Here is a 12759-nt window from a genome sequence, read left to right on the forward strand (position 1 = left end):
CTATTTGTCGAATTTGTTTTTAATGTAACTTACTATAGATGGGTCTTTCAGATCTTCCATGTCGCTAAGCTGAAATTCTAAAGCTTTTGTACTTAATTGTATTTCAATTAAAGAAGTAATTAACGATGCTAAAAAGGCAATTAGACTGATGGCAAATAGAATTTCTGCAATCATCTCGTTTTCTATATAGATGAAAAACATGCATACAATGCAGGCTAAAAAACTACAAACACCGTAGGCCTGCATATTTTTAATTAGCCTTAACCGGTAACGTAAATTTCTAATTTGGTGGTGTAGCAATGCATTTTCTTCTTCTGCTTTGTACTTAGCATGCAAGCTTCTTACTAAACTTGCCAAGGCTAAAAATCTATTGGTGTAGGCCAACATAATTAAACTAATTGCCGGAAACAACAAAGCGGGAACGTTAATGCTAAGACTCATGCGAGGAACAATTTATAGGTCAAACATATCAAATAATCACTAATAAGCCTATAAAAAGTTGTCTTTAATAATTTCCCAAGTCCAAGGTTTTTTAAATGTCTGAAAAGTTCTAAGTGCTCCTGTATTTAACGGTTCTTCGTAAACTTGATTGGCAACGTTCCTAGCAAACATGTTCCCTGTAGTATGCTTCAATTTTTTTATGATAAAATCATATTTTACATCGCTAACCTCGCCAGAAGTTGGGTTGTAATAAGTATTGTTTGCAGCCACTAAATTCCAAGTTTTTTGCTGAAACTTAAATTGATAATCTAATTTCCAGCGCCAACCACCGCCACCTTCAAAGCCCAAATGCAAACTATTGCTTGATATTTTGAGCGATTTTAAAGGTTCGCCCATTTCTCCTCCTTCGTTTTCGCGTAAAATAAAATTATTGTTCTGCAATGCTAGGGTATATTTCCCTTTTGCGTCTTTAAAATATACCGCTAACATTCTAGGTTTCTGAAATTCCTTTATAATCTCCGTGCTATTATCGCCATAAGCCCTATGTTCTGTAATGGCCAAATTGTGTTCCAGAATAATAGCCATGTCCGGCAGATCGTCGTGGTTTAAATCCCCGTAAGCGGTGTCAATCACGGTCCATTTATTAGGAGTTATTGAACCAATGTCTGTGCCTTGTTTATTTAAGTTTGGGTAATAAAAGTTTTGTTGCGCAAAGCTGATTTGTACACTGCAGAATAATAGGAGAAACAGGTATTTCATAATTATGCTAACGCAAAACAGTGCTGTTTGTTGTAGCAATGTATTGGGTTAAATAAACCGGATAGAAATGGCAGCCCCGAGGAACGAGGGCCATAATGGATAGCCGGACTGATTTTGTGTAATGTACTGCATTTGATTTTCTACTAATTTACTGGAGACTGAAAACTTTAGACCGATATGGGTTTTAGTTTTCTAAAATTAACAAGTAACTTGCTTTCATGAACATAGAATTCAATAAAAACGAGGATGTTAATAAACAACTTGTTTATGAACTTAAAACCAAATTAAAAAAAATATACGCCGGTGGAGGCGAAAAAAATGCAGCTAAACAAAAAGAGAAAGGTAAGTTGCTTGCTAGAGAGCGAATTGCATATTTAACAGATGAGGGACGCGAATTTTTAGAATTGGGTGCGTTTGCAGCGGACGGAATGTATGCTGAGCAAGGCGGTTGCCCTAGTGCTGGTGTGGTTTGTGGAATAGGTTATGTTAGTGGCAGGCAGTGTATGATTGTTGCCAATGATGCAACTGTTAAAGCTGGCGCCTGGTTTCCGATGACGGCCAAGAAAAACCTTAGGGCGCAAGAAATTGCGATGGAAAATCGTTTGCCGGTAATTTATTTGGTGGATAGCGCCGGCGTTTATTTGCCCATGCAGGATGAAATTTTTCCGGATAAGGAACATTTTGGACGCATGTTTAGGAACAATGCTATTATGAGTTCTGAAGGAATTGTTCAAATTTCTGCAATTATGGGCTCTTGTGTAGCTGGCGGTGCATATTTGCCAATTATGAGCGATGAAGCGATGATTGTAGAAGGCACAGGTTCGGTTTTTTTAGCTGGTTCTTATTTAGTCAAATCGGCCATAGGCGAAGATATAGATAACGAAACTTTGGGAGGAGCTACAACGCACTGCGAAATATCTGGCGTAACAGACTATAAGCATCCTAACGATAAAGCTTGCCTGGATAGTATTAAAAAAATAATGAGCATGATTGGGGCACCCGAAAATGCTGGTTTTGACAGAATAAAACCTCTGGCTCCAAAATTAGACGAAAAGGAATTGTACGGGATTTTACCTGAAAATAGGGAAAAGCCTTACGAAGTTCGTGAAATTATTAAACGATTAGTAGATAACTCTGAATTTGAAGAATACAAGCAGTTATTTGGGCAGAGCATTGTTTGTGGTTTAGCCCGTATTGATGGTTGGGCAGTTGGTATAGTAGCCAATCAGCGCAACGTTGTAAAATCTAAAAAAGGCGAGATGCAGTTTGGCGGTGTAATTTATTCGGACAGTGCGGATAAAGCTACAAGGTTTATAATGAACTGCAACCAAAAGAAAATTCCGCTGGTGTTTTTACAGGATGTAACAGGTTTTATGGTGGGTAGCAGATCGGAGCATGGCGGTATTATTAAAGACGGGGCAAAAATGGTTAATGCTGTTTCAAATTCTGTAGTGCCAAAATTTACAATTGTTATGGGTAATTCTTATGGCGCAGGTAATTATGCAATGTGCGGAAAAGCTTATGATCCGAGATTAATTTATGCTTGGCCTACCGCCAAAATTGCCGTAATGGGCGGTGCACAAGCTGCCAAGGTGATTTTGCAAATGGAACAAGCATCATTAAAAGCCAAAGGCGAAATTATTACGCCAGAAAAAGAACAAGCATTGTTGAAAGAGATAACGGACCGTTACAACAGTCAGACTACGCCATACTACGCAGCTTCAAGGCTTTGGGTTGATGGAATAATCGATCCTTTAGAAACCAGAAAAGTTATTTCAATGGGAATTGAAGCAGCTAATCAATCCCCAATTAAAAAAGCTTTTAACGTAGGTGTTATTCAAACTTAACTAGCAGAATTTAGACTTTAATTCCTCCGTAATTTCTTCTGTAATTCTGATGATATCATCAGGCGTATCATGATTGTTAACTACTATCTTATTGCATTCATCGCGGTAAGGTAGTAAAAACTCTTTATAAGCCGGTACCACGTGATTGTGCCATTTGTACAACACATCATCTTCCGGATAGCCACGTTCCATTCCATCGCGTTTTATACGGCGTTGTAATGCAACTTCTTCATCGGCCTCAATAAAAATACGAATGTCTAATAGGTCTGCAATTTCTTTAAAGTGCAAAATAAAAAGACCTTCAACAATTAAAATGGGAGCAGGCTTAATCTCCAGAATTTTAACAACAGCCAAAGGGTTATTAAAATTGTACTCTTTTTTATAAACTACTTCTCCTTTTACAATTTTTTTAATGTCTATTAAAAATTGCTCATCGTCAATTGTAGACGGAAGATCGAAATTATAAAGCTTGTTTTCTTCTTGCGTCATTTCTCCTGCCGGGATATAATAATCGTCTTGCGATAATAACGTTACCTCGTCATTTTTAAAATGATGTAAAAAGCTGTTTAAAAAAAATGTTTTGCCAGAACCGCTACCTCCTGCAATTCCGATAATTAATGGTTTATTGTTGTTCATTCTCTTGAGCACCGTAATTTATATTGCAGAAAAAACGCTTGTCTAAAGCGCCAACAGCATCTGCTACCGCTTTTGTCATTACAATTATAACATCTTTTGTGGTTTCGTTCTCGGTAAATTTACCAACAACCTTTGCAAATGCCGAGCGATTGCTCATCGGATTGGTTACCTTTATTACGGTTCCGATTGGCGCAGTGCGATGTAAAACGTACATTTTCGCTGGGTCTAAATCTTGGTCTGCTATCCAAACAGCTGTTCCTTTTTCTTCAAACTGCGTAAGGCCGTATCTGCTAGCCGGTAATCTTAAAGATGGATCTTTGATGGTGTTTGCATTTGTACCAACCGAATCATCCTCATCTTCATCGTTATTGATGCTTGCAACTGCAACAGATCTTGGTGCTGTAATTATTAACTTCTGACCAACTTTAACCTCGTTGCCTGGCAAGTTGTTAGCCGTTTTAATTTGATAAGTTGTAAGGTTATATTTTTTAGCTATCGAATAAATGGTTTCGCCAGTTAAAACTATGTGCTCAAAACCGTTTACAGTTTCTGGTTTGTTGTTGTTTGTAATAACTGGTTTGCTTACCGGCTGTGTTACAACTTTTTCGACTACAGGCTTTGTAACAACAGGTTGTGTAACGGCAGGAACAGTTTCCGTAACTACGGTATTATTAGTGCCAATTTTTAAAACTTGTCCGATTCTTAAATTGCTTGAAGTTAACCCGTTTAATTTTTTGATTTCATCTATAGTTGTACCATACTTTTGCGCTAACAAATTTAAATTTTCTTTAGGCGCAACTGTATGTTCAATTGTGTTTAAAGTTGATGGAATGTTTGTGGAAGCTGTAGTTTGGCTCTGTACAGGCGTTGGTGTGTAGGTAGCTGTTTTTACAGGTGCGCTTACAACTTCAGTAGGTGTGCCACTAGGTATCTTTAAAACCTGACCAACTTGTAAATTGATGGAGTTTAAATTATTAACCTTTTTAATTTCATTTACCGTTGTGCCAAAACGCTCGGCTAACATGTTCAAGTTATCTTTTGGCTTGATGGTATATTCTGTAAGTCCTGTACTATTGCCAACTACCGGAGCACTAGAAATATTGCTAAACGGAAGCTCGGTAGGTATTTTTAACGTAATACCAATTTGTAATTGTTTTGCTTCGTTAAAAGCCATAACATCCTTATAGTTAACGTTATATTTTCTTGCAATAGAATAGTAGGTATCTTTTGGATCAACCTTGTGGATGATTAATTTTTTTCCCTTGTTGTTCTCAACCCCAACAGAGTCTACAACAGTACTTGCTTTAGCTAGGGATGCTCCCGATAGAGAGGTAGCTAATAGAATTGTATATATTTTATGCATTAAAATTTTAATTCTCGGTTTGAAAAGACAATTATACGAAAAATTTGCTTGCACAATTGCGAATATAAAACGATGTGATGACACATCTATTGTGCTGATGGAGTATTTTTATGAAACCTTTTGTAGCACTGATTTGTTGTTAAGGAAGATTTAAAAATCATAAAAAAAACACCATTATGGACGCAAAAGAAATAAGCTTAAACGAAAAAGAAGTTAAACCAATTGTTGATATGTTAAACGATTATTTAGCTAATTATCATATCCATTACCAAAAATTGAGAGGTTGCCATTGGAATATTAAAGGGCAAAACTTTTTTACGTTGCATATTAAGTTCGAAGAATTATATACGAACGCTCAGTTAACCATAGATGAGATTGCAGAACGTGTGCTTACTTTAGGAAAACCGCCTCACAGCCGTTTCGCAGATTATATTAAAGAATCTGCTATAAAAGAAGTAGACACCATTGGAATGAAAGATATGGATATGGTTGATGCTGTTTTAGAAGATATGGCCAAATTAATTGAGCTAGAACGCGAATTGTTAGAAGCCACCGCAGATGCTAGTGACGATGGAAGTAACGATATGGTAAACAGATTTATGCAGTTTAAAGAAAAAACAACTTGGATGTTGCGTTCTTTCGCAGGCAAGAAATAAAACGATACCATAGATTATCCTGAATCTTCGTGATTTCGATTTACAAAGAGTAATTAGGTTATGCTAATTGCTCTTTTTTTTGTTACCTAGTAGCAATTAATTTGATAACTAAACTGGAATGAAGCGGCATCCTTTTTATTTCTGCAAGGAATAAAAAGATACAGTGTAATGCCAGACTGACGTAAAATAGTGCACAAAAATTCCTTTTCCTATAAAAATCAAATGCATTCGCAAAACTCAATTATATATATTTGTGGCAAATGGGATACAAGAATTTAGCAGAGTGCGTGGCCGATTTAGAAAAGCACGGACATTTAATTAGAATAAAGGAAGAAGTTGATCCTTATTTGGAAATGGCTGCCATACATTTACGTGTATATGAAAAGCAAGGTCCGGCGTTACTTTTTGAAAAAGTGAAGGGCAGCAAATTCCCCGCAGTATCTAATCTTTTCGGCACTTTAGAACGCTCTAAATTTATGTTTAGAGATAGTTTATCAAAAGTTGAGGATCTAGTTTCATTGCGCAACGACCCTATGAAGGCGTTGAAAAATCCAGTTAAATATGCTGGAACCGCTTTAACAGCAGTAACTGCACTTCCGCTAAAACAATCGTTATTTAAAAGCACTTTTGAGAAAACAACCATAAGTAGTTTGCCTCAAATTGTAAATTGGCCCATGGATGGCGGTCCGTTTATTACGATGCCCCAAGTTTTTACGGAGGATATTGATAAACCAGGGGTGATGAACAGCAATTTGGGTATGTACAGAATCCAACTAGCTGGAAATGATTATATCGCTGATAAGGAAATTGGCTTGCATTATCAAATTCATAGAGGAATAGGGGTACACCAAACTAAAGCAAATGCCAAAGGGGAACCTTTAAAGGTGAGTATTTTTGTAGGTGGACCACCATCACACCCATTAGCAGCTGTAATGCCTTTACCAGAAGGTTTGTCTGAATTAACCTTTGCGGGTGCATTAGGCGCAAGGCGATTTAGGTATTTTAGAGATGAGGAAGGGTTTTGCATCTCAGCAGATGCTGATTTTGTAATTACCGGAACGGTTTATCCACAAGAAAATAAACCAGAAGGTCCTTTTGGAGATCACTTAGGTTATTACAGCTTGACTCATCCGTTTCCTTTGATGAAAGTGCATAACGTTTATCATAAAAAAGATGCAATTTGGTCGTTTACAGTTGTTGGTCGGCCACCGCAGGAAGATACCAGTTTTGGTGCGCTAATTCATGAAATAACCGGTTCTGCGATTCCAAAAGAAATACATGGTTTAAAAGAAGTTAACGCGGTAGATGCTGCTGGTGTACATCCATTATTGTTTGCTATTGGTAGCGAGCGATATACTCCGTATTTAAAACACCGCAAACCGCAGGAAATTTTAACAATCGCCAATCATATTTTAGGTAAAAACCAATTAAGTTTAGCTAAATATCTTTTTATCGCTGCTAGGGAAGACGATGAAACCTTAAGTGCAAATAACATTGAAGGCTTTATAACCCATGTTTTAGAACGTATCGATTTAGAGAAAGATTTACACTTTTATACCAATACAACAATAGATACGCTTGATTATAGTGGCGAGGGATTGAACGCTGGATCGAAAGTTGTTTTTGCAGCAGCAGGGCAGAAGCGAAGAGACCTGATGCGTATTTTGCCAAAGGAGTTTTCTCTACCAAAGGGGTTTGATTATAAAATAGCTATACCTGGAGTTTTGGCTGTAACGGCGCCCGGCTTTTTAAGCAAAGCTGATGCCTTGAAGGATATTGAAAATTTGAAAACTGTTTTAAAGGAATTTGATCTCTTTGATTTGCCTTTAATAGTAGTATGCGACGATGCGCAATTTACTGCTGAAAATATAAATAATCTGGTTTGGGTAACCTTTACAAGAAGTAATCCGGCAAGTGATATTGATGGTGTAAATGCCTTTACCGAAAACAAGCATTGGGGTTGCAAAGGACCTGTTATTATTGACGCTCGGAAAAAGCCACATCATGCACCAGAGTTAATTAAAGATGAAGCGGTGGAGAAGCGCATAAATCGCCTTGCCGAAAAAGGTGGTTCCTTGTTTGGAATTATCTAAAATAAAAAAAGCGTCGCTAAATTATTTAGCGACGCTTTTTTATGTAATTATAAATTTTAGAATCTTAATCCTAAGGTTAAAAATACATTGTTCATGCTGTTTTTAATATTGGCAACAGGCTCAGTAAAATTATTTAAAGTATACGGGCTTGATGTTAAGTCGCTGTTTATACGTTGGTAAGCTAAGTCAATAGAATAGTTACTTACTCTATAACCTAAACCAGCGCTGATAATTTTTACATCAAATTTTCCATCATCGTCATTTTTGTAAGGGCTACCGTTTACAGCGTAACCGGCTCTCAAACTCAAATTTTCAATTTTGTACTCGCCACCAACCCTGTAGTTTATCGCACCTTGATAGTTTTCTCTAATTTGAGCATTGTTTTCTCTGAACAAAGTACTATTTCCAATTCCATCGTTAGATGATAATTTAATACTAGCGTAGTCTACATAATCAATATCAGCAGAGATAATACCTTGTCCGCCTATAATATAACTAGCACCGAATGAACCTTTTAAGGGAGTTCTAAGATTGTAGCTGAAATCATATGTTTCACTCTGATTTGTTCCTCTAATTGTTCCTCTATTATCCAAACCTTCAGAGTAACGATCATCTATCGCGAACCAAGTAGGCGTTTGTAAGGTGGCACCTAATCTCAAATCGCCAACAGGTCTCACAATTATACCTAATCTACCGTTTATACCAGAACCTCTAGTTTCTTGGCTTTGGTTGAATAATAAATCATAATTGATATTATTACCTGTAAGTGCATCGTTATTATATTCTCTTGCAGTACCTGTTTCTCTAAATTGCGCATCAGAATTGTATCTTAAATCAATTAAACCAATGGTAGCACCAATGTAAACCTGATTAGAGATATTTAAAGCACCAGAAAAATTAAATTCAGAAACTGATCCAGAACGTATCTCGTTCTTCTGTTGGTTATTAAACTGATTTAATGTTCCATCAACAAATGTTTCAGAAAAATAGTTGTTTGCTACGTCATCTCTCGTGATCAGGTAATTATCATACGCCATGCGTTCCAAACTTCCGGTTGCAAGATTATTTGGTGCGGTAGAGCCAGCTAATTCTGCAAAATAATCAGTTATAGAGTTGCTTCCATTTCTACCACCATAATTCGCTTCCATGGTGTAATCATTAGTTCTGTTATATCCAATACCAAAAACCGAACTTATTAAACCTTTTTTGGTGTCTTGACCAGTTTGTTTATAAACTGGAGCATAGAAAACAGCACCAACTTGATTTAAATTTAATTTACTTTTGTCGGTATTGGTGTTCTCACCTAAATAAGAGGCTTTTACATTGTTAAGATTAAACTCTGGCGTTAAGCTAAATTCCGATTTAGTGAATAAACCAAGTCCTGCAGGGTTACCACCTAAAGAACTCATATCTCCACCAACACCAATTTGTGCGCCACCCATTGCTTTAAAACGGGCTGTACTTCCATAATTGGTTTGAGAGAATCTTAATGCGTCATTCGCATATTGAGCGTAAGTATTACCGGCGGTAGCTACTGTAGCTACCGCAAGCATTAATATCATTTTTTTCATTTGTGTATGCGTTAATTAGATTATCTACCACCTCTAGTTGGTCTTCCGCCACCAGAGCTACCACCGCTACTGCCTCCAGAAGAACCACCTCTAGATCCACCGCTTGATGGTGGAGGAGAACTTTGTTGAGGAGTGTAAGTTGGTTGTGTTCTAGTTGGTGCCTCGCTTCTGGTAGGTGCAGATCTGTTAACTTCACCACCTCTAGTTGGTCTGGTGTTGCTAGAAGGATTTGGGCGAGATACTGCACCTCCATTATTTGAAGGATTGTATCTTTCAGATCTAGTACCACCAATGGCATTGTTATTACCAAGACCGCTATTGCCTCGAGCTGGAACGCCGTTAGCACCACCAAAATAACCATTAGCTCTTCCTGGTCTACTTACACCATTTTCAGAACCTCTGCTTGGTCTAGCGCCATAGTTAGGGTTGTAGGTATTTCTGCCGGCCCAATAGCCACCATTATTCCAACCGCCTCCCCAGCCACCGCCGTAGAAACCGCCACCGTAAAAGCCACCGCCCCAAGAGTATGGACCCCAGAAGTTGTTGTAAGGATTCCAACCGTAGTTGAAACCCCAACCGTTCCAAGGATTATTAAACCAGTTATTAAACTGAAATCCTAATCCAAATCCACCACCAAAGTAGTAGTTGTTGTATGGGCTATAGAAAGAGTTATATCCGTAGTAATTATAAAATGGATCATAGTAGTTTCTGTATGGAGAACCATAATAGAAACGGTCTATACGCGAAGAATAATCCATGTCGTAATATGGATCACTTTTACCGTAGTACTCATCAACCTCATCGGTTGTTGCATACTGATCTGACATTTGATTTTGAACAGGCGGTGCCGGTTTATATTCCTTAGCCTGTGCCGTTGTATTGTAAACATCATCGTGACTAGCATTACTTGCCATCTTTGATGTAGAGCACGAAGCGACCAACAAGGCGGTTGCTGCGAGCAAACTGGTGAATAAATGGTTAGGTTTCATGTGTGTTTTGTTTATGTTATCAATTGCCACAAGAAATTAGCGAATGGCTTATTTCTTGATCTATGTGTTTTGTTTGTATGTTGAATCAAATTGTAGCTATAAATTTATAGCTTTGTAAACAACTTTACAAGAATTTTAACACAAAAAACGTTCCAAATAGTTATGAGCAAAGGTATTACAAGCAAAAATGATGATTATTCTCAGTGGTATAACGACATTGTTATAAAAGCCGACCTAGCAGAGCATTCTTCAGTTAAGGGTTGTATGGTTATTAAGCCGTACGGATACTCTATCTGGGAGAAGATGCAAGCGGTTTTAGATCAAAAGTTTAAAGATACTGGTCACAGTAACGCTTACTTCCCCTTGTTCATTCCAAAGTCATATTTTAGTAAAGAAGCAGCACACGTAGAAGGCTTTGCTACAGAGTGTGCCGTAGTGACACATTATCGTCTTAAAAATGACGGAAATGGCAACATTATAGTTGACGAAACCGCGAAATTAGAAGAAGAACTAATCGTTCGTCCAACATCTGAAACTATTATTTGGAACACTTATAGAGGCTGGATAGAATCTTACCGTGATTTGCCTTTATTAATTAACCAATGGGCAAATGTGGTACGTTGGGAAATGAGAACAAGATTGTTTTTGCGTACTACAGAATTTTTATGGCAAGAAGGACACACTGCACACGCTACCGCAAAAGAAGCAATCGAGGAAACTGAAAGAATGTTAGATGTGTACGCCGATTTTGCAGAAAATTGGATGGCTGTGCCTGTTGTTAAAGGTAAAAAAACACCAACTGAACGTTTTGCTGGCGCATTAGATACATATTGTATTGAAGCTTTGATGCAAGACGGTAAAGCTTTACAAGCCGGAACATCGCACTTTTTAGGTCAGAACTTTGCTAAAGCATTTGACGTTAAATTTACCAGCAAAGAAGGTAAGCAAGAACACGTTTGGGCAACTTCTTGGGGTGTTTCAACGCGTTTAATGGGTGCGTTAATTATGTCACATAGTGATGATGCAGGTTTAGTTCTTCCACCAAAATTAGCTCCTATTCAGGTAGTTATCGTTCCGATTTATAAAGGAGAAGAAGATTTAGCCAAAATATCTGGATTTGTTGATGAATTGATTCCAAGGTTAAAAGGTTTAGGCGTTTCTGTAAAATACGATGATCGCGATAGCCAAAGACCAGGTTTTAAATTTGCAGAATACGAACTTAAAGGTGTGCCAGTACGTTTGGCAATTGGTGGAAGAGATATGGAGAATGGCACTGTAGAACTTGCTCGTAGAGACACTAGGGAGAAAATGACCGTTCCGCAAGAGGGTTTGGATATCTATATCGTGCAACTGCTACACCAGATACAAGAAAATATTTTTAATAAAGCGCACAAGTTTAGAGAAGAACACATTACCGAGGCTAATTCTTACGAAGAGTTTAAACAGCTTTTAGATACAAAAACAGGATTTATTGCGGCACATTGGGATGGCACAGCCGAGACCGAAAAGTTGATTAAAGAGGAAACAAAAGCAACGATTAGATGTATCCCACTAGATAATAAATTGGAAGATGGTGTTTGTATGGTTACAGGAAAACCTTCTATTCAGAGAGTATTATTTGCTAGAGCTTACTAGATTGTAAGGCTCGGGATTAAGAATTGGAAATTTAATTTTTCTAATTCTTAATCTTTATTACTTCGTACCTAAAATATGAACGAAAATTACCAAGAGATACTTTCAAAGTTAGCGAGTAAGGCGTCTTTGAAACAATCAATATATCGTAGCACAGCTGAAGTTTTTGCTTTAACTAAAACGGTACTTTCAAAGTTAGGATCTAAACTTCATCATGATTATACAAGTAAAGATTCTTCTGTAGAGATAAATTATAAGGAAAACAACCAGTTTGAAGCGCAATTAAAATTCTCTGGAGATATGCTCATGCTTTCTATGCATAGTAATGTTTTTACTTTTGATGAGGCTCATTCTATTTTTCAAACCAGTTACGTTAAAGCAGATGAGAGCTTAAGCTTTTGCGGTGCAATTTACGTACACAACTTTTTGGCAGATTCTATAAAATATAATCGTCTAGCTGATGAGGGAAGTTTAATTGCTAGGATTTTAGTAAATAAAGACAAACATTTTGTGGTAGAAGGAGAAGGCGCTCTCGGTTTTTTATATGACGATCTGGCTACAAACATAATTACCGAAGAAAAAATAACCGACATTTTAGAACGTTCTATATTATTATGCCTTAATGCCGATTTGATTTTACCACCGTTTGCACAAATTAAAGATGTAACATTGCATCAAAAACAATCATTAATCGCTGCAAGCGGTTATCCAACGGGTAAACGTTTAGGCTATTTATTTAATTCAGAAATTCAGCAAAATAATACATTATAAC

Annotated in this window: 11 protein-coding genes; 5 read left to right on the forward strand and 6 right to left on the reverse strand. The window is 37.3% G+C overall.

Going from position 1 to position 12759, the window contains the following annotated elements:
• Positions 1–441, reverse strand: a complete 441-nt coding sequence (locus DUT69_RS07530; RefSeq protein ID WP_113652625.1) for a DUF2721 domain-containing protein — start codon at positions 439–441, stop codon at positions 1–3.
• Between the two features lie 48 nt (positions 442–489).
• Entirely contained in the window at positions 490–1200 is a 711-nt protein-coding gene (locus DUT69_RS07535; protein ID WP_113652626.1) for a hypothetical protein, read from the reverse strand.
• Positions 1201–1418: 218 nt separating this feature from the next.
• Here DUT69_RS07535 and DUT69_RS07540 point away from each other — a divergent pair, with 218 nt between their 5' ends.
• Positions 1419–3047 carry an acyl-CoA carboxylase subunit beta gene (locus tag DUT69_RS07540; protein ID WP_113652627.1) on the forward strand — a complete coding sequence of 543 codons (1629 nt, stop codon included), beginning with the start codon at positions 1419–1421 and terminating at the stop codon, positions 3045–3047.
• Here the strand turns inward: DUT69_RS07540 and DUT69_RS07545 are convergent, their stop codons facing one another.
• Positions 3048–3683 carry a uridine kinase family protein gene (locus DUT69_RS07545; RefSeq protein WP_113652628.1) on the reverse strand — a complete coding sequence of 212 codons (636 nt, stop codon included), beginning with the start codon at positions 3681–3683 and terminating at the stop codon, positions 3048–3050.
• Positions 3670–5046: a LysM peptidoglycan-binding domain-containing protein gene (locus DUT69_RS07550; RefSeq protein ID WP_113652629.1), complete on the reverse strand. Its 1377-nt coding sequence runs from the start codon at positions 5044–5046 to the stop codon at positions 3670–3672. The genes DUT69_RS07545 and DUT69_RS07550 overlap by 14 nt, the downstream gene beginning before the upstream one ends.
• A gap of 176 nt (positions 5047–5222) precedes the next feature.
• Between DUT69_RS07550 and DUT69_RS07555 the strand changes: the two genes are divergently transcribed.
• Both DUT69_RS07555 and DUT69_RS07560 read left to right on the forward strand, forming a co-directional pair.
• Positions 5223–5702 (forward strand): Dps family protein, encoded by a 480-nt coding sequence (locus DUT69_RS07555; protein WP_113652630.1) that lies wholly within the window; start codon positions 5223–5225, stop codon positions 5700–5702.
• Positions 5703–5962: 260 nt separating this feature from the next.
• A complete protein-coding gene (locus DUT69_RS07560; RefSeq protein WP_113652631.1) occupies positions 5963–7795 on the forward strand; it encodes a UbiD family decarboxylase in 1833 nt (610 codons plus the stop codon).
• Positions 7796–7851: 56 nt separating this feature from the next.
• Here the strand turns inward: DUT69_RS07560 and DUT69_RS07565 are convergent, their stop codons facing one another.
• Both DUT69_RS07565 and DUT69_RS07570 read right to left on the reverse strand, forming a co-directional pair.
• A complete protein-coding gene (locus DUT69_RS07565; RefSeq protein ID WP_113652632.1) occupies positions 7852–9366 on the reverse strand; it encodes an OmpP1/FadL family transporter in 1515 nt (504 codons plus the stop codon).
• Positions 9367–9386: 20 nt separating this feature from the next.
• Positions 9387–10355, reverse strand: a complete 969-nt coding sequence (locus tag DUT69_RS07570) for a hypothetical protein (RefSeq protein WP_162796213.1) — start codon at positions 10353–10355, stop codon at positions 9387–9389.
• 162 nt (positions 10356–10517) lie between these two features.
• On the opposite strand from DUT69_RS07570, the gene proS reads away from it, so the two are divergent.
• Together proS and DUT69_RS07580 are read left to right on the forward strand one after the other, a co-directional pair.
• The gene (gene proS, locus DUT69_RS07575) at positions 10518–11990 is read left to right on the forward strand and encodes a proline--tRNA ligase (RefSeq protein WP_113652634.1); all 1473 of its coding nucleotides are present in this window, start codon (positions 10518–10520) and stop codon (positions 11988–11990) included.
• A gap of 75 nt (positions 11991–12065) precedes the next feature.
• Complete coding sequence (locus DUT69_RS07580; RefSeq protein WP_113652635.1) at positions 12066–12758, forward strand: hypothetical protein; 693 nt, start codon at positions 12066–12068, stop codon at positions 12756–12758.
• Position 12759: the final 1 nt, after the last annotated feature.

Origin of the sequence: Pedobacter namyangjuensis (genome assembly GCF_003313325.1) — a bacterium.
In the GTDB taxonomy this organism is placed as follows: Bacteria; Bacteroidota; Bacteroidia; order Sphingobacteriales; family Sphingobacteriaceae; genus Pedobacter; species Pedobacter namyangjuensis.

Coding starts and splice junctions, on each gene's coding strand:
- DUT69_RS07535 (WP_113652626.1), bottom strand. CDS start 1,200: ATGAAATACCTGTTTCTCCTATTATTCTGCAGTGTACAAATCAGCTTT.
- DUT69_RS07560 (WP_113652631.1), top strand. CDS start 5,963: ATGGGATACAAGAATTTAGCAGAGTGCGTGGCCGATTTAGAAAAGCAC.
- DUT69_RS07540 (WP_113652627.1), top strand. CDS start 1,419: ATGAACATAGAATTCAATAAAAACGAGGATGTTAATAAACAACTTGTT.
- DUT69_RS07550 (WP_113652629.1), bottom strand. CDS start 5,046: ATGCATAAAATATATACAATTCTATTAGCTACCTCTCTATCGGGAGCA.
- proS (WP_113652634.1), top strand. CDS start 10,518: ATGAGCAAAGGTATTACAAGCAAAAATGATGATTATTCTCAGTGGTAT.
- DUT69_RS07555 (WP_113652630.1), top strand. CDS start 5,223: ATGGACGCAAAAGAAATAAGCTTAAACGAAAAAGAAGTTAAACCAATT.
- DUT69_RS07530 (WP_113652625.1), bottom strand. CDS start 441: ATGAGTCTTAGCATTAACGTTCCCGCTTTGTTGTTTCCGGCAATTAGT.
- DUT69_RS07565 (WP_113652632.1), bottom strand. CDS start 9,366: ATGAAAAAAATGATATTAATGCTTGCGGTAGCTACAGTAGCTACCGCC.
- DUT69_RS07545 (WP_113652628.1), bottom strand. CDS start 3,683: ATGAACAACAATAAACCATTAATTATCGGAATTGCAGGAGGTAGCGGT.
- DUT69_RS07580 (WP_113652635.1), top strand. CDS start 12,066: ATGAACGAAAATTACCAAGAGATACTTTCAAAGTTAGCGAGTAAGGCG.
- DUT69_RS07570 (WP_162796213.1), bottom strand. CDS start 10,355: ATGAAACCTAACCATTTATTCACCAGTTTGCTCGCAGCAACCGCCTTG.